The organism is Hyphomicrobium sp., from assembly GCF_041659645.1.
GTDB lineage: Bacteria > Pseudomonadota > Alphaproteobacteria > Rhizobiales > Hyphomicrobiaceae > Hyphomicrobium_B.
In genome coordinates this window covers 340,443-364,088 of sequence record NZ_JBAZXX010000003.1, presented here as the reverse complement: position 1 = coordinate 364,088, position 23,646 = coordinate 340,443, and the positions used below count along the sequence as shown (strand labels likewise).

General features: G+C 60.0%; 20 protein-coding genes. 10 read left to right on the top strand and 10 right to left on the bottom strand.

Features of this window, described 5'->3' with window-relative positions; genetic code table 11:
* Window positions 1-139 precede the first annotated feature (139 nt).
* The 10 genes from WC811_RS11635 (at window position 140) to WC811_RS11590 (ending at window position 11,798) form a co-directional block, all read left to right on the top strand.
* The gene (locus WC811_RS11635) at window positions 140-1,330 is read left to right on the top strand and encodes an MFS transporter (protein ID WP_372644618.1); all 1,191 of its coding nucleotides are present in this window, start codon (window positions 140-142) and stop codon (window positions 1,328-1,330) included.
* A 216-nt stretch (window positions 1,331-1,546) separates the two neighbouring features.
* Window positions 1,547-2,941, top strand: coding sequence for a circularly permuted type 2 ATP-grasp protein (locus tag WC811_RS11630; protein ID WP_372645768.1), 1,395 nt, complete (start codon window positions 1,547-1,549; stop codon window positions 2,939-2,941).
* Between the two features lie 7 nt (window positions 2,942-2,948).
* Window positions 2,949-3,896: an alpha-E domain-containing protein gene (locus tag WC811_RS11625; protein WP_372644616.1), complete on the top strand. Its 948-nt coding sequence runs from the start codon at window positions 2,949-2,951 to the stop codon at window positions 3,894-3,896.
* Between the two features lie 10 nt (window positions 3,897-3,906).
* Window positions 3,907-4,719, top strand: coding sequence for a transglutaminase domain-containing protein (locus WC811_RS11620; protein WP_372644614.1), 813 nt, complete (start codon window positions 3,907-3,909; stop codon window positions 4,717-4,719).
* A 27-nt stretch (window positions 4,720-4,746) separates the two neighbouring features.
* Window positions 4,747-5,481 carry a peptidase gene (locus WC811_RS11615; protein ID WP_372644611.1) on the top strand — a complete coding sequence of 245 codons (735 nt, stop codon included), beginning with the start codon at window positions 4,747-4,749 and terminating at the stop codon, window positions 5,479-5,481.
* Between the two features lie 234 nt (window positions 5,482-5,715).
* Window positions 5,716-6,759 (top strand): class 1 fructose-bisphosphatase, encoded by a 1,044-nt coding sequence (locus WC811_RS11610; RefSeq protein WP_372644609.1) that lies wholly within the window; start codon window positions 5,716-5,718, stop codon window positions 6,757-6,759.
* 39 nt (window positions 6,760-6,798) lie between these two features.
* A complete protein-coding gene (locus WC811_RS11605; RefSeq protein ID WP_372644607.1) occupies window positions 6,799-7,674 on the top strand; it encodes a phosphoribulokinase in 876 nt (291 codons plus the stop codon).
* Between the two features lie 24 nt (window positions 7,675-7,698).
* On the top strand, window positions 7,699-8,373 hold the full coding sequence (gene rpe / locus WC811_RS11600) for a ribulose-phosphate 3-epimerase (protein WP_372644605.1): 675 nt from the start codon (window positions 7,699-7,701) through the stop codon (window positions 8,371-8,373).
* 44 nt (window positions 8,374-8,417) lie between these two features.
* Window positions 8,418-10,886, top strand: a complete 2,469-nt coding sequence (gene hrpB, locus WC811_RS11595; RefSeq protein WP_372644603.1) for an ATP-dependent helicase HrpB — start codon at window positions 8,418-8,420, stop codon at window positions 10,884-10,886.
* A 240-nt stretch (window positions 10,887-11,126) separates the two neighbouring features.
* Complete coding sequence (locus WC811_RS11590; RefSeq protein WP_372644601.1) at window positions 11,127-11,798, top strand: response regulator; 672 nt, start codon at window positions 11,127-11,129, stop codon at window positions 11,796-11,798.
* A gap of 11 nt (window positions 11,799-11,809) precedes the next feature.
* On the opposite strand, the gene WC811_RS11585 is transcribed toward WC811_RS11590, so the two are convergent.
* From WC811_RS11585 to WC811_RS11540, 10 genes are all read right to left on the bottom strand, one after another.
* Window positions 11,810-13,177, bottom strand: a complete 1,368-nt coding sequence (locus tag WC811_RS11585; RefSeq protein ID WP_372644599.1) for an ATP-binding protein — start codon at window positions 13,175-13,177, stop codon at window positions 11,810-11,812.
* On the bottom strand, window positions 13,174-14,304 hold the full coding sequence (locus WC811_RS11580) for an FIST N-terminal domain-containing protein (RefSeq protein ID WP_372644597.1): 1,131 nt from the start codon (window positions 14,302-14,304) through the stop codon (window positions 13,174-13,176). The genes WC811_RS11585 and WC811_RS11580 overlap by 4 nt, the downstream gene beginning before the upstream one ends.
* 273 nt (window positions 14,305-14,577) lie before the next feature.
* On the bottom strand, window positions 14,578-15,885 hold the full coding sequence (gene glnT / locus WC811_RS11575) for a type III glutamate--ammonia ligase (RefSeq protein WP_372644595.1): 1,308 nt from the start codon (window positions 15,883-15,885) through the stop codon (window positions 14,578-14,580).
* A gap of 71 nt (window positions 15,886-15,956) precedes the next feature.
* Entirely contained in the window at window positions 15,957-17,294 is a 1,338-nt protein-coding gene (locus tag WC811_RS11570) for an FMN-binding glutamate synthase family protein (RefSeq protein WP_372644593.1), read from the bottom strand.
* Complete coding sequence (locus WC811_RS11565) at window positions 17,294-17,980, bottom strand: protein GlxC (protein WP_372644591.1); 687 nt, start codon at window positions 17,978-17,980, stop codon at window positions 17,294-17,296. Before WC811_RS11565 ends, WC811_RS11570 begins: the two co-directional genes overlap by 1 nt.
* 23 nt (window positions 17,981-18,003) lie before the next feature.
* On the bottom strand, window positions 18,004-18,900 hold the full coding sequence (locus WC811_RS11560; RefSeq protein WP_372644589.1) for a glutamine amidotransferase family protein: 897 nt from the start codon (window positions 18,898-18,900) through the stop codon (window positions 18,004-18,006).
* Between the two features lie 131 nt (window positions 18,901-19,031).
* Window positions 19,032-19,685, bottom strand: a complete 654-nt coding sequence (locus WC811_RS11555; protein WP_372644587.1) for a helix-turn-helix domain-containing protein — start codon at window positions 19,683-19,685, stop codon at window positions 19,032-19,034.
* A gap of 153 nt (window positions 19,686-19,838) precedes the next feature.
* Window positions 19,839-20,369, bottom strand: a complete 531-nt coding sequence (locus WC811_RS11550; RefSeq protein ID WP_372644585.1) for a sarcosine oxidase subunit gamma — start codon at window positions 20,367-20,369, stop codon at window positions 19,839-19,841.
* Window positions 20,362-23,346 carry a sarcosine oxidase subunit alpha family protein gene (locus WC811_RS11545; protein ID WP_372644583.1) on the bottom strand — a complete coding sequence of 995 codons (2,985 nt, stop codon included), beginning with the start codon at window positions 23,344-23,346 and terminating at the stop codon, window positions 20,362-20,364. The genes WC811_RS11550 and WC811_RS11545 overlap by 8 nt, the downstream gene beginning before the upstream one ends.
* A complete protein-coding gene (locus tag WC811_RS11540) occupies window positions 23,343-23,639 on the bottom strand; it encodes a sarcosine oxidase subunit delta (RefSeq protein ID WP_372644581.1) in 297 nt (98 codons plus the stop codon). Before WC811_RS11540 ends, WC811_RS11545 begins: the two co-directional genes overlap by 4 nt.
* Window positions 23,640-23,646 lie beyond the last annotated feature (7 nt).

Here is a 23,646-nt window from a genome sequence, read left to right as displayed (position 1 = left end):
AGGAAGGACGCTGGCGGCCGGCTCGACGAAGGAGAGTCGCCAGCACCAAACATACCAGACATACGGGGCAGGTCGTTTCACGGCCTGCCCCGCTTCTGTTAGGAAGGTCGCAGCTTTCCTCCTACAACCGATTTCCCAAATGCGCATTCTAGCCATCCTCGCCACGAGCTGTTTCGTCAGCTCAATGTCGATGCGGATCATTGACCCCGTCGTGCCCGACATCTCGCGCGATCTCGGCGTCGATCCCGCGTCCGTGGCGATGCTCGCCTCGTTTTATGCATTCCCCTATGCGCTCGCCCAGCCAGTGCTCGGTGCCTTTGGGGACGCCTTCGGGAAGGCCCGGATTATTAAAATCGCTTTGGCCGTTCTGGCCGTGTGCCTGGCCGCCTCGGCCTTCGCGCCGACACTCGGTACGCTCTCGATTGCCCGACTGATCGGTGGAGCGGCGGCGGGCGGCATCATCCCGCTCGCGTTCGCCATTGTCGGCGATCGCTTCCCGATGTCCGAGCGCCAGTTGGCGCTCTCCCGGGTCTTGACCGCAATCATCGCGGGCCAGCTCACCGGATCAATCGGCTCGGGCTTCGTCGCATCGTTTTTCGGCTGGCGCATAGCGACCGCTGCCGCCACGGCGTTGGCGCTCGTGGCGTTTATCGTCACCCTTTGGCAGTTGCACTCCACTCCCGGCGTGCAGCGAGAAAAGCCGAGTCTCGGGGAATTCCTTCACGGCTATCGCATCGTTTTCGCGAATCCACGGTCGATTGTTTGCTTTTCCGCGGTCTTCGTCGAAGGGATCGTAATTTTCGGATTGTTCCCCTACGTCGCGGTTCTCCTTGAACAGAGGGGCGCGGGCGGACTGAGAGAGGCGGGCCTTGTGCTCGCGGGTTTCGGTCTCGGCGGGTTCATCTATACAGCGCTGGTGCGGCTAATGCTCGGCCGCCTCGGCTTCTACAAGGTGATCATGGCAGGTGGCCTCGTCTCCGGCTTAGGCCTCGCGCTGCTGTCGTTCGGAGCGACTTGGCCCGTAGAGATGGCGACATTCGTAGTCGTTGGCACTGGCTTCTACATGATCCATAACTCGCTCCAGACCCAAGCGACCGAACTCGCACCGCATAATCGCGGTTCCGCGGTCGCGATGCATTCATTCTTCATGTTTCTGGGTCAGGCCTTCGGGCCGATTGTCTATGGCATCGGCTTGGCATCTGCGGGAACGTCTTTGACGCTGCTACTTGCCGGGGCGGCGATGGGCCTTCTTGGCATCGCGACGGCGCGGGGCCTCCAGTCGAGATCCGTTCAGCCCGTTTCGGAGGTGGCCGGTCCCGCGGGAACATAATGTTCGTCACGGGCCGCAAATGCTGGGTCCATCAGCCTGCTGCCGGAATTTTATGCTGGGTATGTCCAAAGCTGCATATTTCGGAAGCAAATTGATGCTGTTGTGAATAGGTAGGTGCAGCAATCTCAGGCTTTGCGTAAACTGGCCTGGGCTTTGCGATACCTATTCGAAAAGACTCGTGGTGGGAGGGCGAATTTGGTCGCGTCATTCGATGAAATGAACGGCTTCGGCGGTGAGGTTCGTGCTCCCTATAAAGCATTTGCCGAATGGCTTGGCGTCCAGCACCTCGATACCCTTCGACAGAAATCCGCTGAGGCGGAAGTCCTGTTCCGGCGTTCCGGCATTACGTTTGCTGTTTATGGCGCCGAGGAAGCCGGCGAACGTCTCATTCCGTTCGATATTCTGCCGCGGATCATTGCCGCCGAAGAGTGGCGCCGCCTTGAAATCGGAATTGAACAGCGCGTCCGAGCGCTCAACGCCTTCCTCTACGATATCTATCACCGCCAGGAGATCCTGAAGGCCGGTAAAATTCCCGAGGAACTCATCGTTCAGAATTCGGCCTTTTTACCGGAGATGATCGGTGTCGACCCGCCGCGCGGAATTTACAGCCATATCATCGGCGTCGATCTCGTCCGCACCGGCGAAAACGAATTCATGGTTCTCGAAGACAATACGCGCACGCCGTCGGGCGTCTCGTACATGATCGAAAACCGCGAAACGATGATGCATCTGTTTCCCGATCTCTTCAGCCGCAATCGCGTGCGGCCGGTCGAGAACTATGCCGATGCGCTTCTGAAAACCCTCGAGAGCGTTGCGCCGAGCAACCTCGATGCCGAGCCGACGATCGCCCTGTTGACGCCCGGCGTCTACAACAGCGCCTACTTCGAGCATTCGTTCCTCGCCGACCAAATGGGCGTCGAGTTGGTCGAAAGTAGCGATCTCGTCGTCATCGACGGCCTGTTGCGTATGAAGACGACCGACGGCTTGAAGCGCGTCGATGTTCTCTATCGCCGTGTCGACGACGACTTCCTCGATCCGCTGGTTTTCGATCCGACGTCGCTGCTTGGCGTTCCCGGGATATTCGACGTTTACCGCTCCGGCCGCGTGACGATTGTCAATGCTCCGGGCGCCGGGATCGCGGACGATAAGGCGATTTACAGCCACATCCCGGCGATCATCGAATTCTACACCGGCAAGGCTCCGATCTTGGCAAACGTCGAGACCTACAGCTGCCGCCAGCCGGATAGCCTTAAGTACGTTCTGGAGCACCTTGCCGAGCTTGTCGTTAAGGAAGTTCATGGTTCGGGCGGATACGGGATGCTCGTCGGTCCGAAATCGACCAAGGAGCAGATCGAAGCATTCCGTGCGAAGCTGATCGCTAATCCAAAAAACTATATCGCCCAGCCGACGCTCTCGCTATCGACATGTCCGACGCTCGCCGACACCAGCGTTGCGCCTCGTCATCTCGATTTGCGCCCCTTCGTGCTGATCGGCGATCAGGTGCGGCTGATGCCTGGAGGATTGACACGAGTAGCCATGAAAAAGGGCTCTCTCGTCGTCAATTCGAGCCAGGGCGGCGGCACCAAGGACACATGGGTGCTGCAGGAATAGCTTCGGAATGCTTGGACGTACCGCAAACGATCTCTACTGGCTGTCGCGTTACATCGAACGCGCGGAAAATATCGCTCGCCTCCTTGAGGTCGGGTATCGCATCGTGCTGCTTCCGCGTGAAGGCGAAGGCTTCCACGAGGAATGGCGTTCGACGCTGGAAAGCGCCGGCTGCATGCAGGGCTATACGCAGCGCCACGGCGAGTTGATGTCGCAAAACGTCATCGACTATATGCTGTTCGACACCTCCAACCCGTCGAGCATCGCCTCGTGTCTCGCGGCGGCCCGCCGCAACGGCCGCGCGCAACGCACCGCGTTGACCCGTGAAATGTGGGAAAGCCTGAACAGCTCCTGGCTGGAATTCTCCGCCATCCGCCCCGCGACCGTGACGTCGAATTCGCTTCCCGAGCTTCTCGATTGGGTGCGTTCGCGTTCGGCGCTCTATCGCGGCGCCATGCTGAACACGATCCTGCGCAACGATACGTTTTATTTCAGCCAGATCGGGACGTTCATCGAACGCGCCGACAGCACTGCGCGCATTCTCGACGTTAAATACTATCATCTGCTGCCGTCGAGCGAGATGGTCGGCAGTGAAAAAGACAACTATCAGTGGGCGGCGATTCTGCGCTCGGTTTCCGCGCATCGTAGCTATCGCTGGGTCTTCAAGGATCACTATCGCCCGTTGAAGATAGCGGATTTCATGATCCTCAATCGCCAGATGCCGCGATCGCTGCGTTCGTGTTACGACGAGCTGACGGCGGCGCTGCGCGATCTCGCCGTCTTCTACGGCGTCCGCCACGATTGCCAGCTTACGGCGGAATCGACCCGTGACCTTCTGCTGGAGGCCGACATCCAGAACATTTTCCAAACAGGACTGCACGAATTCGTGCAGGACTTCATTGCCCGCAACAATAAAGTTGGCAGCGAGATCTCCGCCGCTTACCACTTCAGCGATTGAGGGGCCGACGATGCGTATTTCGATTGGGCATGTTTCGCGTTACGTTTACAGCGAGCCAACGAAGTATTCCATTCTGGCTCTCCGTCTCACGCCTCCGTCATTTCAAGGACAGCGTGTCATCGAATGGCGCGTCAGCGCGCCCGGCATTGACGCGGTGAAGCCATTTCGCGACGGCTTCGGAAACACCGTCCACTTGGCAAGCTGCACCGAAGAGCACGATGAATCGCTGATCATCGCCAAGGGTGTGGTCGAGACGTCCGACAGTTCGGGCGTGGTGCGTGGTCTTGCCGACCCGGCCCCGCTCAGGGTCTATCGCCGGTCGACGCCAAAGACGACCGCCAACGCGGAAATCCGTGCGCTCGAGCGTGAGGCCGGCGCGAAGCCCGACATTCGCGGGATGCACAATCTCATGCACGCTGTCCGCGATGCCATCGACTACAAGGTTGGCTCGACGACGGCCCACACGACCGCCGCCGAAGCGCTGGCGGAGGGCTCGGGCGTCTGCCAGGACCACGCCCACGTCTTTATAGCCGCCGCACGCTCGATCGGCCTCCCTGCGCGCTACGTCAGCGGCTATGTCCTGACGGGTGCCGACGAGCCGTCCGACGCAAACCACGCCTGGGCCGAAGTCTGGCTCGAAAGTCTGGGCTGGGTCGGGTTTGATCCGGCGAACAGCCTTTGCCCGACAGAGAAGTATGTCCGCCTTGCAACTGGCCTCGATTCCACCTATGCGGCCCCAATTCGCGGCTCCCGCCGCGGTATTGCCAACGAAGAGCTTGACGTCATCGTCGAAGTTCAGCAGCAGAGCAGCCAGCAGCAGTAGTGGCCTGGCGGCTTTGGAGACGATGACATGACATACGCCGTAGCATTCCGCCTGGAGAGCGGCCTCGTTTTCGCGGCCGATACACGGACCAACGCCGGCGTCGACAACATCGCGCAATATAAAAAGCTGTCGCTTTGGCGGCAGCCTGGAGAATGCGTTTTCGTGCTCCTCAGCGCCGGCAATCTCGCCGCCACGCAGGCTGTCGTCAGCTTGATTAACGAGCATCTCTCCGAAGTGACCGACGAGGAGATCACGACGCTCTACACAGCGCCGAACATGTACCGCGCCGCCCGGGTAGTCGGCGACGCTGTGCGCGAGGCCCGCCGCATCGACGGCGCCGCGCTCGAAGCCAGTAAGCTCGGCTTCAATACCAATTTCATCTTCGGCGGCCAGATCAAGGGCGAACGACCGCGCCTCTTCCAGATCTATCCCGAGGGCAACTTCATCGAGGCGACGGACGACACGCCCTTCTTCCAGATCGGTGAGCATAAGTACGGCAAGCCGATCCTCGATCGCGTCGCGCGTGCCGATATGCGTCTCGGAGAAGCCGCGAAGCTGATCCTTTTGTCGTTCGATTCAACATTGCGATCGAACCTGTCCGTCGGAATGCCGATCGATCTCGTCATCTACGAACGCGACGCTTTTGACGTGACGCGAGAAAAGCGGATCAGCGCCGACGACGAATATTTCCGCAATCTCTCCGGCGCTTGGTCCGATGCCTTGCGTCAGGCGTTTGCCAAGATCGAAGAGTTCGACGTCTGACCCATTGCGCCGCCACTCTGCCCGATATTGATTACGAGCTGCGGCTATTCCGTCGTCCGCTAGCGGCGCCTACAACTCTGTTTGGCGCCGTGATGGACTATGCTGCAGCCCAGCAAAAAATGCGCAGTCGTCCACCATACGCCGCTATGGCGAAACTGCCGTCTCGCTTCTCGTGCGGAGTTAAGCTTAGATGAGCTGGGGTCATGAAGGGCAGGTGGGCGCTGGAAGGGCATAATGGGTCTCCCGACGCTTAAAGAACATCTTTCGAATTGGACGCTGGAAGGCCGCACGCGCGGTCAGGTGGCGGAAACCATTCTTGCGCTCGCAAATGCCAGCGTGCGCCTTGCCGAGATTCTCGGGCGTGGTGCGCTCGACGCCAAGCTTGGCCGCGTGATTGCGCGCGCAGGTCAATTCGATGAGCAGAAGGAAATCGACGTCGTCGCCAACGATTTGATCGTCGCGGCTTTAGAGGCGCTTCCCGTAGCGGCGCTTGCATCCGAAGAATCGGAGCTGCCGATCGCCATGCGAAAGGATGCGCCGCTGTTGGTCGCGACCGATCCGCTCGATGGCTCTTCGAACGTCGATGCGAATGTCTCGGTCGGCACGATCTTTTCTATTCTGCCTCGTCATCCGTCGTCTGAAGGTGAAGCGGCGTTCTTGAGGCCCGGCTCGCACCAGCTCGCGGCCGGCTTCTTCGTCTACGGTCAGCAGACCGTACTCGCGCTAACCGTCGGCCACGGTACGCAGATCTTCGCACTCGACCGCGCCACGCAGGAATACCATCTCATCACGCGCAATGTTTCGATTCCGGCCGAATCGACGGAATACGCGATCAACGCTTCGAACGCGCGTCACTGGGACGACCCGATCCGTATCTACATCCATGACTGTGAAAACGGCGCCAACGGACCGCGCGGTCATGATTTCAATATGCGTTGGACGGGCTCGCCCGTGGCTGAAATCTTCCGCATCCTGACGCGTGGCGGCATTTACCTTTATCCTGGAGATCGCCGAAAAGGCTTTCATCAGGGCCGAATTCGCCTCATGTACGAAGCCAATCCGTTGAGTTGGATCATTGAGCAGGCAGGCGGACGCGCCACAACCGGGAGGGACCGGGTGCTCGATGTTGTTCCGACGTCTCTGCATCAGAAGACGCCATTGATCTGCGGATCGCGAGATGAGGTTGACCGGGTAATGCGCATTTATAGTGGCCAGGAATTCAAGAGTGAGCGCTCTCCGCTCTTTGGCCGCCGCGGCCTTTTCCGGGCGTTGCCGTGATAGTCAAAGCCTTGAACAGAAGCGCATCGAGCCCCGTCAATGTCCATTAAGCATCCGATCATATCCGTCACCGGTTCTTCCGGCGCGGGAACGACATCGGTAAAGCAAACCTTCGACACCATTTTCCGTCGCGAACACGTCAAGGCGGCGTTCGTAATGGGCGACGCGTTCCACCGCTACGATCGCTGCGGCATGGAAAAGGCGATGAAGGCCGCGGCAAAGCGCGGTAATCATAATTTCAGCCACTTCGGTATCGAAGCGAACCTCATCGAAGAACTCGAAACGATGTTTCGAACCTATTCCGAAAGCGGCAAGGGCCTCTATCGCCATTATATCCACGACGAAGAGGAAGCGCGCGCCTTCGGAACGCCCATCGGCACCTTCACGCCCTGGGAGGAAATCGCACGCGACTCCGACCTCTTGCTGTACGAAGGACTTCACGGCGCCGTGGTGACGGACGATCTCGACGTTGCACGCCATGCCGACCTGAAAATCGGCGTCGTTCCGGTGATCAACCTTGAATGGATCCAAAAGATTCAGCGGGATCGTTCGGAACGCGGCTACACGACCGAAGACGTAACGAAGTCAATTCTGAGACGCATGCCGGACTACGTGCAGTACATCTGCCCGCAATTCACAGAGACCGACATCAACTTTCAGCGCATCCCGACGGTCGATACTTCTAATCCGTTCATCGCGCGCTGGATCCCGACGCCCGACGAATCGATGGTCATCATTCGCTTCAAGGAACCGCGCGGTATCGATTTCGCGTACCTGCTGTCGATGATCCGCGACAGCTTCATGTCGCGCGCGAATTCTATCGTCATTCCCGGAAGCAAGCTCGATCTTGCCATGCAGCTCATTCTGACGCCGCTCATCTTGCAACTCGTCGAGCGCCGTCGGCGCGTCATTTGATTGAACTCATTCGAAAGGCAGCCCGTGTCGCGCCCTCTCTTGATAGCCCCGTCCATTCTCTCCGCTGACTTCAGCAAACTCGGCGACGAGATCAAAGCCGTCGAAGCTGCGGGCGCAGACTGGATCCATTGCGACGTGATGGATGGCCACTTCGTTCCCAACATCACCTATGGCGCGCCGGTCATCAAAGCTGTGCGCGGCGCCTCGAAGAAAATCTTCGACGTGCATTTGATGATCGCGCCGGTCGATCCCTACCTAGCGGATTTCGCGGCAGCAGGCGCGGATATCATAACCGTTCATGCCGAGGCGGGTCCGCATCTCGATCGCTCGCTTCAGGCCATCCGCGCGCTCGGCAAGAAAGCCGGCGTTTCGCTCAACCCATCGACGCCCGAGAGTGTCATCGAGTACGTTCTCGACCGTCTTGACCTCATTCTTCTGATGAGCGTCAATCCTGGCTTTGGTGGCCAGTCGTTCATCCCTGCGGTCGTCGACAAGATCCGCCGCGTCAAGGCTCTCGTCGGAGGGCGCCCGATCGACATTGAAGTCGATGGCGGTGTGACGCCCGAAACCGCGCCGCTCGTCGTAAAAGCCGGTGCGAATGTGCTGGTCGCGGGCTCGGCCGTCTTCAAGGGCGGCACCGAATCGAGTTATCGCGCCAACATCGATGCAATACGCAAGGCCGCCGTCTCGGCCGCGTAAAACGGCGCTTGAATGAACGGCGCGTAAGCGTATGTCCACCTCCTATGACTGACCGACGGTTTACCGAACCGCTGCCGATTGATTTCGTGCTCGACGATGTGCGTGTAGCCCTTCGCGCGCACGGAGCCGTCGTACTCGTTGCCGCGCCCGGCGCCGGTAAGACGACGCGCGTGCCGTTGGCGCTTCTCGATCAGCCATGGCGGGGCGACCGCAAGATTCTCGTTCTAGAACCCCGCCGCATCGCCGCGCGCGCCGCCGCCGAACGGATGGCCGCGAGCGTCGGCAGCCGTCTCGGCGAAGACATCGGCTTACGCGCGCGCCTCAATTCAAAGACCGGCCCGCGTGTCGCCGTCGAAGTCGTCACTGAAGGCGTCTTCACGCGCATGATCCTCGACGATCCCGAGTTGAATGGCGTCGCGGCCGTTATCTTCGATGAATTTCACGAGCGTTCGCTCGACGCCGATTTGGGACTCGCGCTGGCGCTCGACGCGAGATCGGCGCTGCGTCCCGATATCAAGATCGTCGTCATGTCGGCCACGCTTGAAACGGCGTCCGTCTCCGAGCTGCTCGGCGGCGCGCCTGTCATCCGCAGCGAAGGTCGCGCTTATCCCGTCGAAACGAGATACGTCGGTCGCCGCGCGACCCGGATCGAAGACGATATCGTCGATGCTGCAAGGCGCGCGGTCGCTGCCGAAACCGGGTCCATTCTGGTATTTCTCCCCGGGCAGGGCGAAATCGCGCGTGTCGCTGAGCGCTTGGCCGATCAGGCGTTGCCGGCGAACGTCGACGTCGTCCCGCTCTATGGCGGCTTGGATCCCGCCACCCAGGATCTCGCCATTTCTCCGGCAATGCCCGGCCGCCGAAAGCTCGTCCTCGCGACATCGATTGCGGAAACGTCGATCACCATCGAAGGCGTCCGTGTCGTCATCGACAGTGGCGTCGCGCGCGTTCCGCGCTACGAACCGGACGTCGGGATCACGCGGCTCGAAACGGTTCGCGTCTCCCGCGCCTCCGCCGAGCAACGCCGTGGCCGCGCCGGTCGGACAGAGCCCGGCATCTGCTATCGTCTTTGGGATGAACCGGAGACGCAAGGTCTCGTCCCGTTCGCCGAACCCGAAATCCGTTCCGCCGATCTTTCAAGCCTGATGCTCGATTGCGCCGAGTGGGGCACGAACGATCCGCGGATGCTTCTTTGGCTCGACCCTCCAGCGGAGGGCGCGCTTGCCGCGGCCCGCGCCAGTCTTCAGGGCATTGGCGCACTTGACGCAGATGGTCGTCTCTCCGCTGAAGGACGGCGGCTTCGGACCTTACCCCTGCCTCCGCGGTTGGCCCGAATGGTCTTGAAAGCCGGAGAGCGCGGGCACGCGAGTGCAGCCGCCGAAATTGCAGCGGTCCTCGTCGAACGCGGCATCGGCGGCAACGATATCGATCTCGCGCTTCGCCTCGAAAATTTTCGCCGGGATCGCTCGCGACGCGCGGAAAGCATGCGCGCACTTGCCCGTCAATGGGCACGGGCCGCAGACCGAGAGCCGAGCCAAGCCGAGGAATTATCGCCGGCGGCGCTGCTCGCGCTCGCTTATCCCGAACGCGTCGCAAAGAGTCGGGGAAAGCGCGGAAGCTTCCTCCTCGCCAACGGCAGAGCCGGACAGATCGACGATCGTCATCATCTCGCGTCCGCGCCGTATCTCGTCGTTGCGGAGTTGCAAGGCCGTGCCGCCGCGACACGCATCATGTTGGCGCTCGCAGCCGATGAGGTCGAGATCGAAGCGTTCGCAGCCGATGCGATAGAGACAGGCGACGAAATCGTCTTCGATAAAGATGCGCGCGCTGTGCGGGCAAAGCGCGTCCGCCGCCTCGGCGCCATCATCATGCAGAGCGAGGCACGGCTGATCCGCGATGACGACGATGCCGCATCCGTACTCGCACGGGGCCTGTCAGAAATCGGAATCGCATCTCTGCCTTGGACAAAAGCTCAGCTTCAGCTCCGCAACCGTGTTGCATTCCTTCGTCGCGGAGATGATTCACTACCGGATCTCTCCGATTCGGCCCTTCAATTGACCGTCAAAGATTGGTTAGCACCATTTCTCTCCGGCAAAACGAAAGTGTCGGACGTCGATGCCGAAACATTGGAAAACGCGCTGAGCGCCTTGCTTCCTCGTCAGATGCGTCTGCGTCTCGAAGACGAAGCGCCAACCCATTTCACCGCGCCGACAGGCAATCGCCACGCGCTCGATTATGAAGCGGAAGATGCGCCCGCGCTGCACATTCGCGTCCAGGAACTCTTTGGCCTAAAGGAGCATCCCTCGATCGCTCGAGGCCGGCTGCCTCTGACGCTTCACCTTCTGTCGCCCGCCCATCGGCCGATACAAATCACGCGCGACTTGCCGGGGTTCTGGGCGGGGTCTTGGCGCGCCGTGAGGGCGGACATGCGCGGCCAATATCCTAAGCACGTTTGGCCGGACGATCCCGCGACGGCGTTACCGACCGCGCGCGCAAAGCCACGCAATGCGTAACCCGCTCGATTTACCTTTGTTAGAAACGACAGGTGTCACGGATTGATTTCGAGCGTAGTTAGCAGTGTCCGAACTATTGCTCAGGCCGTGTTGAAGACACCTACGACCAAAGTCGTGTTTGTTGCCCATCACCTTCAAGAGCTAAGACAATTCTGCGTTCGTTTGCCGCATGATAGTAGCATTCGAACACCTACGTTAGGCGACCGTCCGACGGTCCTAACGGCATTCTGGAGGTAAAAATTGTCTGTGCCGGCGCACATATTAATCGTTGACGATCATCCCCTCTTTGTCGAAGCGCTTCAAAGAGCAATCGGCAGCGCGTTTCCTGAAACGATGACACACTCGGCGATTTCGATAGAGGCCGCGAAAGGCCAACTCAATAGCGGCATTTCTTTTGATGTCGTTCTACTCGACCTCGCATTGCCGGGTATTCGGGGCTTCGATGGTCTTCTCGAACTCCGCACGCTTTTTCCTCGCCTGCCCATCGTGGTTGTTTCCGCGCACGAGGATCCACGCATTGTTCAAGATGTTATGCGCTACGGAGCCGCCGGTTTCATTTCCAAGTCCGCGGACCGCAGCGAGATCGCGACAGCGATCAAAGACGTGATGGAAGGCTCGCTGACGCTTCCGAAAGGATACCGCCCGCCCGAAATGCCGATGTCGGAAACGCGAAGCGACGTCGTCAGGCGCTTGCGCACGCTCACGCCAAAGCAATTGAGCGTGCTCAAGATGCTGCGTCAGGGATTACTGAACAAACAGATCGCCCACGAGTTACAAATCGAGGAAACGACGGTCAAAGCCCACGTCTCCGAAATCCTCCGCAAGCTCAATGTGTCGTCTCGTACGCAGGCTGTGATCGAAGCGCAGAAGATCGATTTCAGCATGATTCTCGGGGATGCGAACGGCGCGTAGCGACGCTCTCCTTATCCAAGAAGATGTTTCATGAGCGCGCGCAGCTCGCTCGGACGAATGGGCTTGAGAAGCAATTCGCAGCGCGAGCGTAACGCCGCTTCCGCCGTGTCTTCAGTTCGATCCGCGGTGATCAGTATTGCAGGAATATCGGACGCGACACGTCGGCGGATGCGTCGCACCACATCGATTCCGAAAATGCCTTCGTCCAAATGATAGTCGGCAAGGACGATGGCCGGCGAGAACGCTGGGTCGGAAAGAATTTCTCCGACATCTTCAAGGTCTCTCGCCGGCCGAACATCCGCACCCCAACGGGACAGAAGCGTCTGCATCGCGGTGAGCACCGTCAGATCGTCATCAACGATAATGACCTGCCTCGCGACGAGGTAGTTGCTTTCCTCGCCGAGAGCCCTTGGCGATTGCGCGTACTTCTTCGGCGTCGAAGCCGAAGGCGCGAAAACGGAAAAGCGAGTGCCGTGGCCCACGCGTGATTGCAGTTCGAGCCGGTGTCCAAGGGCGTCGACCATGCGCCGCACGATTGTGAGGCCAAGTCCAAAGCCCGCGCCCCCCGATCGTTCCGACGCTGTCCCTCGCTGGAACTCGTCAAAGATGCGGTACTGCTCCTGCTGCGGTATGCCAGGCCCAGTATCCCACACCTCGATGTCGACATCATCGCCCCGCGGACGCGCTGCCAGCAGAACGCCACCCTCTTCCGTGTAGCGCGCCGCATTTGCCAATAGGTTCTGGATGATCCGCCTCAGCATGAGCGGATCGGAGCGCACCGCAAGGTCCGTCGGGCGCCAGCGAAAGCGAAGGCGTTTGCGCCGCGTCATCGGCTCCAGACTGCTCGCGACCTGCTCGAAAATGGCCTCCAGGACGACCGATTGGATATTCGGCACGAAGACCCCGGCTTCGAGTTTCGAGAGGTCGAGGATGCTGGTCAGAAGCTCTTCGATGCTGACGAGAGCATTCGAAATATTCAGCGCCAGCCTTTTGTTATCGGTCTCGCTCTGGGCATCGGTGAGTTCGGAGAGCGTCAGCCTCGCCGCGTGCAGCGGCTGCAGCAGGTCGTGACCGACGGCGGTGAAGAACCGTGTCTTGAAAACATTCGCACGCTCTGCCTCGTCGCGCGCTTTGCTCAGTTCGACATTGGTCTGCGCAAGCTTGGTCAGCGCCAAGTTGAGTTCTTCCGTCCTCCGCCTGATTTGCGCTTCCTGATTGATCGCCGTTTGAAACAGGGAGAAAGAACTCGCCTGCTGATCCATCGAGTGCTCGACGCGCTTCATCAACGACGCGTTGATCTTTCGCAGTTTATCGATCGCCCGCCGCAGGTCCGATTGCCGCGATGGCAACTGCTCTGACGGATCGTCTTCGTCGTTCATGGCGCCTGAATTCTACCTTGCGGCTTCGAGAACGCGATCCCGGTCAATGTCTGATTGAGATGCATGGCATTGAACTGCTCGCCATAGGTGTGAAAGCCAGCGAGTCCATATCGCCCATAAATCTCCTCAACCTTATGGCGCAGCTGCCCAGTTTCGGCGTCGAGCCGTCTCAGAATGCAGTCAAAGCCAAGGACGAAATCAATGCCGCCCAGGTCCGCATCAATGTGCTCAAGAGCTTCCAGCGTGGAATGGACCATATCACGTGGGCGGCCGACCGTGAAAACCAGACCTTCGTCGATGGCACAAAGGAACGACAAGCTGCCATCCGGATTCATGTTTCGAATGGCGCGTCCGTAGAATTCACCGCCCACCTTCACGACCAGTGGATAGGTCGCAAAGCTCAAGGGGCCGAGATCTTCGAGTGCAACGCCGATGGCCGACGCATACTCGATCGCCGCAGGCTCCGCATTGAGATCATAGACGATGCGGTTTTCGCTGTCGGCCGCCGTGACGACAAGCTTGATGGGCGTCGGCTCGAAGTTCTGCGTCTTGAAGACCCGAAATGGCGTGGCCGTTTCGATCACAAAAAGAATAGCTCCACGTCGAATGAGTTTGCCGCGATGAATGAGGGAGGTGCGCTGAAACGCCAGCCCGTCGCCCGCGGACCCGCCGACGAGCTCCATGTCGTCGAGCGACCAGTGTAAGGCCGACGTCAGCGACTCTTCCCGATCGGAAAGACCGTCGATGAGCACGAGGGCGAAAATATTGTCTTTCGCTGCCCGCGAGACGCCGGTGATCATCTGCACGCGCAAGCGCCGCGCGATTTCCGACGCGCGCTCGACGCCGCCTATGTCGATGTCCGGGATCACTTCGCTCATGACCCGGAATCCGAATTCGGGAAAAGCGATGAACACGATCCCGCCTTGCGTCATACCCAGAGGGCCGACCTCTCCAGCCGTGCTGCATCCCGATGTGGGGACGTCGGGAAAATGTTGTTTGAGCGCTTCGATGAGGACGTCAGGGTCATGGATGACTGAAAAGAAAACGATGATGTGCTGAAAGACACCATCCGCCAGTTCAGCCCGGGCGGCGGATACGGCTTCCATAGTGGAAAGGGTGCTCGCCACCACGCGAACGCCGCATGCGGCACGAGTGGATTTGATTGGCATAGGTTCTCGGCTTTCTCGGGTCGCTCTGCGACGCGAGCCGCTTAATCATCGGATAATATCCGGAATCTGCCACAGTCGCCCGGTCCGGACAACGTCTGTATTGGTGCGTTTCTCACGCATTAACGCAGTTTCAGCCTCGAATAATCATAGACACGCTAGGCAAAGGAATAAAAATGCCCCGGCCGAATAAGGGCCGGGGCAACTCGTGCCGCAATTGCTGGGCTTCGATACTTAGCAATCGAGCGTGTGCGCGCGCTCCCAATCCGTGAAGTGGGATGCATAAGAGTTCCAGCTGTCGGTCTTGAGCTTGATGTAGGCCGCCGAAAATTCATCGCCGAGTGCACTCTTGAGCGAAGTATCCTTATCGAAGGCCCGGAGGGCATCGAGCAGATTGAGCGGCAAACGCGGCGCGTCCGTGATCGTATGTCCAAGCTGGTACATGTCGATGTCGAGGCGCTTGCCGGGATCGGCCTTGGAGCGGATGCCGTCGAGACCGGCAGCAATGATCACGGCCTGCAGGAGATAGGGGTTCACGGCGCCGTCCGGCAAGCGCAGTTCGAAGCGACCCTTACCCGGAACGCGAACCATGTGCGTGCGGTTGTTGCCGGTCCACGTCACAGTGTTGGGCGACCACGTTGCACCCGACATCGTGCGCGGCGCGTTGATACGCTTATACGAGTTGACGGTCGGGTTCGTGATCGCGGCAAGAGATTCCGCGTGCTTCATGATTCCGCCGAGGAAATGGTAGCCCTGCTGAGACAGGCCCATTTCGTCCGTCCCATCGTAGAACATGTTCGTCTTGCCGTCTTTGTCCCATACGGAGATGTGGGCGTGACAGCCGTTGCCCGTCAGTCCGGGGAACGGCTTCGGCATGAACGTCGCACGGAGCCCGTGCTTTTCCGCGATCGATCGTGTCATGAACTTGAAGAACGAGTGGCGATCCGCCGTCAGCAAAGCATCGTCGAAATTCCAGTTCATTTCGAACTGGCCATTGGCGTCTTCGTGATCGTTCTGATAGGGACCCCAGCCGAGGTCGAGCATGCTGTCGCAAATTTCGGCGATGATATCGTAGCGCCGCATGAGGGCCTGCTGATCGTAGCAAGGCTTGGCCGCGTTATCCTTGTCGTCCGAGATTTCTGTGCCGTCCGGTGAGATCAGGAAGAACTCACATTCGACGCCCGTCTTGACGTAGAGCCCGAGTTCAGCGGCTTCCGCCATGAGCTTCTTGAGCACGACGCGCGGCGCCTGAGCGACGTGCTGGTTTTCCATCACGCAATCGGCGGCAACCCAGGCAACGTCCTTCTTCCACGGCAACTGAATGACCGACGACGCATCCGGCAAGCCGAAGAGATCGGGGTGCGCGGGTGTCATGTCGAGCCAGGTCGCAAAGCCCGCGAAGCCTGCGCCGTCTTTCTGCATGTCCGCGATCGCCGAGGCGGGAACGAGCTTGGCGCGCTGCGAACCGAAGAGGTCCGTATAGGAAATCATGAAGTAGCGGATTCCGCGCTCTTTTGCGAGCTGAGCGAGATCGTGAGCCATGCTGTCTGTCCTCAACGCTTGCGTTTCATTTTTTGATTGCTTCCCCAAACCCTGGCGAAAAAAGGGGCGGCTTAAAAGCCGCCCGATCCACTCGCCCCAGGTACCCATGACGTTCCCGCGAGGGGCACGCGTGCCATCGCGGCAGCCTCGATCGTCAAGGCGCAGAGGTCTTCCGGCTCGAGATTGTGAATGTTGTTGTGGCCTGCGGCCCGAGCGATGGTTTGCACCTCAAGGGTCATGACCTTGAGGTAGTTTGCAAGACGCCGTCCCGCACGAACCGGATCGAGACGTTTCGACAACTCGGGATCTTGAGTCGTGATGCCGGCGGGATCGCGGCCCTCGTGCCAGTCATCGTAGCATCCGGCGCGCGTGCCGAGCTTTTCATATTCGGCTTCAAGCGCAGGATCGTTATCACCGAGCGCCACAAGCGCCGCTATGCCGATCGAGACCGCGTCGGCGCCCAACGCGAGAGCTTTGGCGACGTCGGCGCCGTTGCGAATGCCGCCCGAGACGATGAGCTGCACCTTCCGGTGCATGCCGAGGTCTTGCAGCGACTGAACCGCCGGTCGGATACAGGCGAGAGTCGGCAGGCCGACATTCTCGATGAAGACTTCCTGCGTTGCAGCGGTGCCGCCCTGCATACCGTCGAGTACGATGACATCGGCGCCCGCTTTGACCGCTAGCGCTACGTCGTAATAGGGGCGTGTACCACCGACCTTGATATAGATCGGCTTCTCCCAGTTGGTGATTTCGCGAAGCTCAAGCAACTTGATTTCAAGATCGTCCGGTCCGGTCCAGTCCGGATGCCGGCAGGCCGAGCGTTGGTCGATGCCCTTCGGCAGGTTGCGCATCTCCGCGACGCGATCAGAAATTTTCTGACCGAGCAGCATACCGCCGCCGCCGGGCTTCGCACCCTGGCCGACGACGACCTCAATGGCGTCCGCTTTGCGCAGATCGTCGGGATTCATGCCGTAGCGCGATGGCAGATATTGATAAACGAGCGTCTGCGACTGCCCGCGCTCTTCCGGCGTCATGCCGCCGTCGCCAGTCGTCGTCGACGTGCCGGCAATCGATGCACCACGTCCGAGCGCTTCCTTGGCGTTTGCCGACAGCGCGCCAAAGCTCATGCCCGCAATCGTGATCGGGATCTTGAGTTCGATCGGCTTCTTGGCGAAGCGCGTTCCTAGCGTAACGCTTGTGCTACACTTCTCGCGATAGCCTTCGAGCGGATAGCGCGAGACGGACGCTCCGAGGAAAAGCAAATCGTCGAAGTGTGGAACCCGACGTTTCGCGCCGCCGCCACGGATATCGTAGATACCCGTCGCGGCCGCGCGCCGGATTTCCGAGAGCGTGTAATCGTCGAATGTCGCCGACGGACGCGGCGTGGTAAGCGGGATTTTGGGCGACATCAATAAGCATCCGCATTGTCGATGTTGAAATTATAAAGTTTGCGGGCAGAGCCATAGCGTCGGAATTCGCCGGCCTTCGCGTCGGTGATCCCGGCGCCCTCAAGGAGCTTAGTGAGCGCTTCGTGATGCTCCGGCCGCATTTCCTTTTCGATGCAGTCCGCGCCGAGGCTCTTGACCTTGCCGCGCACGAAAAGTTTTGCTTCGTAGATCGAGTCTCCCAGAGCATCGCCGGCATCGCCGAGGACGACGAGATGACCGGACTGGGCCATGAACGCCGACATATGGCCGATGTTGCCCTTGACGACGATATCGATGCCCTTCATCGAAATACCGCACCGCGACGATGCGTTACCTTCGATGACGAGCAGACCGCCCTGCCCCGTGGCGCCCGCATATTGGCTCGCGTCACCTTTGATGACGACCTTGCCGGACATCATGTTTTCGGCGACGCCCGGTCCAGCGGAACCGTGGACTGTCACGGTCGCTTTCTTGTTCATGCCAGCGCAGTAATATCCGACGCTGCCAAGGACATCGACCTTGATGGGAGCGTCGATCCCGACGGCGATCGCGTGACCGCCGCGCGGGTTCAACACTTCCCACTGAGCTTGATTGGAGCCATCCGTTTGCCGGTGCAGCTCTTCATTGAGTTCGCGCAACGGTGTCTGGGCGAGATCGAACTTACGCATGAGTTCCCCGATTAACTGCTGCATCAGCGCTGCCAGAAATAGACGGTTGCGGGCTCAGGCTCCCAGACCCTCGCCTTGTCGATTCCAGGTAAACCGACGAGCGCGCGATATTCCGAGCCGAACGCGACATAGTCGTCGGTTTCCGCCATGACGGCGGGTTTGCACGCGATGGGATCGCGAACAACGCCGAAGCCTTCTTTCGTGCCGACGACGAAGTTGAAGAAGCCGTCGAGATCGTCGAGGCTCTTCTCAAGCGCCTCGCCGAGATTCATTCCCTGCTTCATCCGCCACGTCAGATAGGATGCAGCGACCTCGGTATCGTTTTCGGTGTTGAACGTCATACCGTCACGAACGAGTTCGCGACGCAGGCTGGCGTGGTTCGAAAGCGATCCGTTATGGACGAGGCATTCGTCGGAACCGGTGGAGAACGGATGCGCGCCGAGCGTCGTGACGGCCGACTCCGTCGCCATGCGGGTGTGACCGATGGCGTGCGTTCCCGTCATGTGCGCTAAGTCGAAGCGCTTGGCGACGTCATTGGGATTGCCGACTTCCTTGTAGATCTCGATATTTTCGCCCGTCGCCATCGTCCGAATTGACGTGAAGTCGGCGGCGAGCATGGCTTTGATATCGGCGAGCTTGTCCGACGGAATGCTGAGGACGGCGTGCGTATCGTTCACGCTGAATTTGGCGTCCAATTTCTTGTCTTTCGACAAGGCGGCTTTGAGCTTTGCGAAGTCCTCAGCGGCGTTCGGCGACTGCAGCGTGACCTTGGTACGGCCGTCCTCGGCCGCGCCATAGACCGCGAAACCTGCGGAATCAGGGCCTCGCTCGCACATGGTCGAAAGCATTCCCGAAAGAAGCTGTCCGAGCTGCGGCTCCATTTCTGGGTTCTTTAAGAATAATCCGACGATGCCGCACATAGGTGCCTCCTGACTGGGCCACGAAGGAATGCCCAGACATTAAGTGCACGTCATCAAGCTGTCAACTGAGAAGAAAGAAGTTTTCTTTAAAAGAAATGCCACTAAAGAAGGCAGAACCGTTTTGGCGGCTATCAGGGGCGCGGATAGATGATGATCGAAAGGTAGGTCATCGGCGTCTGGACGAGGCGTGCCGGACCGTGCGGCGCCGCGCTGTCGAACAGGATGGCGTCACCGGCACGAAGGTTATAACTGCGGTCGGCGTGCGCGTATTCCACTTCGCCCGTCAGCATGAAGATGAACTCCACGCCCTCGTGTTGGAATCCGGTATACGCAACCGCATCATCCGACAAGGTAATGAGATAGGGTTCGATGACGACTGGGCCGTCGAGCGAATGCCCGAGAAGCTGATATTGATGGCCGACCTTGGTCCCGCGCCGGCGAATAACGACACCTTCGCCGGCTTTCACATAAGAACAGTCGCGGCGCTGCTCGAATGAAGCGAACAGCACCGTAAGGGGTAAATTCAGCGCTGACGCCAGCATCTGCAGCGTGCCGAGCGACGGCGAGATCTGTCCGTTCTCGATTTTTGAGAGCATCCCCGGCGAAATTTGCGAAGCGGCGGCAAGCTCCGCAACGGTTAATCCCGCGTGCTTCCGATGGTGGCGCACCTGATGCCCGATGGCTTGCTCAAGCGTATGTTCGGCGGCGCCAGGCGCATTCGAGCCCGTCGCAAGTGGCTCCGAATCTGCGAGATCAACTGAGTTTTTGCGTGGCTTTTCTGACATCAACACTTTCCGCCGGAGATGGCGGCTTAAATGGACTGAATATCGGTACAGGTTCGCACGTCATGGAAGATAATTCCACCATGCGATGTGATATTGTCCAATGTCTGAAAGACGCAGGCCGGTGAAAGTAGCCAGGTCTGCGTCGACCGATGCTCAGGCTTTACCAAGCCAGGCAAGAAAATCTCGCGAATACGTCCGGGCGCAGGCGAAATCGTACCCGCTGCCGTCCGGAAGACGCCACACCATCACACCCAGGTGCGAGACATGGGTAATCGCGACGTCGCCTGGTCCAAATGAGGTCCCTTCGAAATCGATGCCCATGCTCCTCACAAGGGCATCAGAGGGATGGGAAGCCGCGAGTCGGAAAATCGTCCGGCTATCGCTAACGTCAACGACCGAAGCCAATCCATTGAATGTCTTCGCAAGTCGGATGCTCGGATCGGACCCGGCCTGTTGCGGCTCAACGATCAGCCATTGATCGGGCCCGGCCCATACAATCGTCAACCCAGCCGTCTCGACCACGTGCGGGGTCATGGGCAAGTCCACGCCAAAGGCCGCGCGCGCCACCTCCGCGAGTGAGGCCTGTGCTCCGCGCCGTGCCGCAATATGCGTGACCGCAACATCCGAACGCTCGGAGATCGCCGGGTATTTTTCGACCGCGAGGCCGTTCGCAAGATCAGACACGCAACCGTGCTCCTTCTGCATCGTAGAACGCGGCCGGAACGACCTCGACGAGGGTGGTCTCCCCACGCACGGGATCGGTAGCGGTCAGAATTTCGCCGACGCGCGCGTCTCCTCGTGAAAGCAGACCGAGGCCGATCCAATGGCCGAGCATCGGTGAGTACGCGACCGACGTCATGTAACCCTGATCGTTTGCGGCTGTCGGCCGGTCATCCTTGCCGATGAAATGCGCGCCGCTCCGCAAGCGCACGGCTTTGTCTACCGGCTTGAACCCGATGAGGCGCGGACGGCTCGGGTCTACAAGGCCCGGCCGTTGCGCAAGCACGCGGCCGATGAAATCCTTTTTCGTTGATGCCATCTTGCCAAGCCCGAGGTCCGCCGCCGTCGTCGTGCCGTTCAACTCGGAGCCGCCGACATGGCCCTTCTCGATTCGCATAACGCCGAGAGCTTCGGTGCCGTAGGGAATCGCGCCGAACTCTTCTCCTTCGGACATCAGCTTCCGCATCAGCAGGTCGCCGTGCCGCGCTGGAACCGCGATCTCGTAGGCAAGCTCGCCCGAGAACGACAGGCGATAGATGCGTGCCTTGATGCCGCCGAGCACGCTGATCTCCGCAACGGCCATGTAGGCGAACGCCGCATTCGAGATATCGAACGGCGCATCGACGATCTTGGCGAGAAGATCGCGGGCGCGCGGTCCCGCGATCGAATATTGTGCCCACTGATCGCTGACGGGAAAGATCTGCACGTCGAGGTCCGGCCAATGCCACTGCCGGCAAAGCTCCAGATGTTGCAGAACCTTGATCGCGTTCGCCGTCGTCGTCGTGATAAAGTAGCGGTCGTTCGCGAAGCGCGCGGCCGTTCCGTCGTCCATCGCGACGCCGTCTTCGCGCAGCATCATGCCGTAGCGCGCTTTGCCGACGCCGAGCGTGCTCATCATGTTGATGTAGACGCGATCGAGAAATTTACCGGCATCGGTGCCGTGAACTTCGATCTTGCCGAGCGTCGAGACATCGCAAACGCCGACGCCGCTTCGGACGGTTTTCACCTCGCGATTGACGGTCGTCAGCCAATCATTTTCGCCAGGCTTCGGAAAATACTGCGCGCGAAGCCACATCCCGGCTTCGACGAAGACCGCGCCGCGTTCTTTCGCCCAGTCGTGCGATGGCGTGAGGCGCGTCGGCTTGAAATGTTTTTCGCGATGTTCGCCGGCAAGAACACCGAGCGAGACGGGCGTGTAAGGCGGACGTGCTGAAGTGGTGCCGGTCGCCGGAATGGATTTCTTGGTCAGCTCGGCAAGCATCGCCAAACCGTTGACGTTCGAGGTCTTGCCCTGATCGGTCGCCATGCCGAGCGTGGTATAACGCTTCAAATGTTCGACCGAGCGGAAACCTTCGCGCTCCGCCAACCGAACGTCAGCCGCCGTGACGTCGTTCTGTTGGTCGACGAATGCTTTGTGCTTCGCGCTCTCGACATGCCAGAAAGCCGAAACGCCGGTCAGTTCGTCATCGGCTTTCGGAATGGCGATCGAGCTGGCTTCGAATCCGATTGCGGCCGCAGCGGCCGCGCCCGCTTGCGTCCCCTCGCCGAGGCAGGATGCCAGCGAAAAGCTGCCGTTCGCTGAGCCTGCGACGGTCATCCACTTCGGCAAGGTGCCGGGAACGAAGGCCGCGAGGTTTTCCTCCCATTGCTGCCGTCCGCCGAGGTGCGTCGTCACCTGCAGGTTGGGATTGAAGCCGCCAGAAACAGCGATCAGATCGCAGGCCACGGATTGAGACGTGCCGTATGCCGCGACGATCCGAGCGCCGGTCACGCGTTGGCCGCCGATCGCATCGGAAATGGCGGCGCCTTCGAAAACGCGAATGCCGTGCTTGCGGGCCTTCGATTTGATCTGAGGCGCCAACGCGGGCCGCGTGTCGACAAGGGCCGCGACCGTCACGCCGGCGCGCACCAGATCGTCGATCGTATTTGCAGCATCGTCGTTGTTCGAGAAGACGACGGCCGTCTGGCCCGGAGCCACGCCGAAACGGTTGATGTAGCTCCGCACAGCGCTCGCCAGCATCACGCCGGGTCGATCGTTGTTTCCGAAAACGATGGGCCGCTCCATCGCGCCTTGGGCGATGACGGTCTGCTTTGCAACGATGTGCCAGAGGCGTTGACGCGGCTCTCCGGCCGCAGGAACGGCGACGTGATCCGCAATCCGTTCGACTGCGCCGTAGGTGCCTGTATCGTAGGCCCCGAAAATCGTCGTTCGCGACATCAGCCGGACTTTTGGGAAAGCGGATAGCTCGGCAACGGCGGCATCGACCCATTCGACGCCGCTCATGCCGCCGACGGTTCTGGCGTCGCTGAGAAGCCGGCCGCCGAATGCGAAGCTTTCGTCGACGACGATGACTCTCGCTCCGGCACGTGCGGCCGAGAGCGCGGCCATCAATCCGGCCGGTCCGGAGCCGACGATCAGCACATCGCAGAATGCGTTGGCCTTGTCGTAGGTATCGGGATCGGGTTCGTTGGCCGCGCGGCCGAGACCGGCAGCCCGCCGAATGATCGGCTCGTACAACTTCTCCCAGAAGGCTGCCGGCCACATGAAGGTCTTGTAGTAGAAGCCGGCCGAGAAGACCGGCGACAACAGTCCGTTGACCGCAAGAAGATCGAGCGAGAGAGAGGGAAAGCGGTTTTGGCTTTTCGCGTCCAGGCCGTCAAACAGCTCGGCGACCGTCGCGCGCGTATTCGGTTCGCGGCGTTCGCCCGAGCGCAACTCGACAAGCGCGTTCGGTTCTTCGGAACCGGCCGTCAGAATTCCGCGCGGGCGATGATATTTGAACGAGCGCCCGACCAGCCGGACGCCGTTGGCAAGCAGCGCCGATGCCAGCGTATCGCCGGCGTAACCCGTGTAGGGGACGCCATCGAATGTGAAGTCGAGAGGTTTCGTGCGATCGACGAGGCCGAGGCCGGTGACACGCGAAGTCTGAGATTGAGTCATGATGCGGTGCTCACAGGGCTCTGACGCGCGAGAGCGACATCCTGGGCCGGTTTGACATCGGAAATTTCGTGCGTGCGGGTATCGCGCGTGACGACGAGCCAAGCGTGGCATCCGGCGGCGTGATACCAAAGTTCCTGCGTCGGACCGGCGACGTTGCGGCGCTCATAGGCGAACGCATAAAACGCGTCTTCGGCGTTGGGCGCCGACGCATCGGGACGCACGACGCTCGCATCTCCAAGATACGAGAATTCATCGTTGCCGCGTTCGCCGCAATAAGGACAGTGGATGCGCATGATGGCT

Bases quoted from the DNA above. Each gene is read 5' to 3' on its own strand.
- WC811_RS11630 (WP_372645768.1), top strand. From the start codon at position 1,547: ATGAACGGCTTCGGCGGTGAGGTTCGTGCTCCCTATAAAGCATTTGCC.
- WC811_RS11605 (WP_372644607.1), top strand. From the start codon at position 6,799: ATGTCCATTAAGCATCCGATCATATCCGTCACCGGTTCTTCCGGCGCG.
- WC811_RS11570 (WP_372644593.1), bottom strand. From the start codon at position 17,294: ATGTCGCCCAAAATCCCGCTTACCACGCCGCGTCCGTCGGCGACATTC.
- WC811_RS11565 (WP_372644591.1), bottom strand. From the start codon at position 17,980: ATGCGTAAGTTCGATCTCGCCCAGACACCGTTGCGCGAACTCAATGAA.
- WC811_RS11610 (WP_372644609.1), top strand. From the start codon at position 5,716: ATGGGTCTCCCGACGCTTAAAGAACATCTTTCGAATTGGACGCTGGAA.
- glnT (WP_372644595.1), bottom strand. From the start codon at position 15,885: ATGGCTCACGATCTCGCTCAGCTCGCAAAAGAGCGCGGAATCCGCTAC.
- WC811_RS11625 (WP_372644616.1), top strand. From the start codon at position 2,949: ATGCTTGGACGTACCGCAAACGATCTCTACTGGCTGTCGCGTTACATC.
- WC811_RS11555 (WP_372644587.1), bottom strand. From the start codon at position 19,685: ATGTCAGAAAAGCCACGCAAAAACTCAGTTGATCTCGCAGATTCGGAG.
- hrpB (WP_372644603.1), top strand. From the start codon at position 8,418: ATGACTGACCGACGGTTTACCGAACCGCTGCCGATTGATTTCGTGCTC.
- WC811_RS11635 (WP_372644618.1), top strand. From the start codon at position 140: ATGCGCATTCTAGCCATCCTCGCCACGAGCTGTTTCGTCAGCTCAATG.
- WC811_RS11545 (WP_372644583.1), bottom strand. From the start codon at position 23,346: ATGACTCAATCTCAGACTTCGCGTGTCACCGGCCTCGGCCTCGTCGAT.
- WC811_RS11615 (WP_372644611.1), top strand. From the start codon at position 4,747: ATGACATACGCCGTAGCATTCCGCCTGGAGAGCGGCCTCGTTTTCGCG.
- WC811_RS11540 (WP_372644581.1), bottom strand. From the start codon at position 23,639: ATGCGCATCCACTGTCCTTATTGCGGCGAACGCGGCAACGATGAATTC.
- WC811_RS11560 (WP_372644589.1), bottom strand. From the start codon at position 18,900: ATGTGCGGCATCGTCGGATTATTCTTAAAGAACCCAGAAATGGAGCCG.
- WC811_RS11585 (WP_372644599.1), bottom strand. From the start codon at position 13,177: ATGAACGACGAAGACGATCCGTCAGAGCAGTTGCCATCGCGGCAATCG.
- WC811_RS11620 (WP_372644614.1), top strand. From the start codon at position 3,907: ATGCGTATTTCGATTGGGCATGTTTCGCGTTACGTTTACAGCGAGCCA.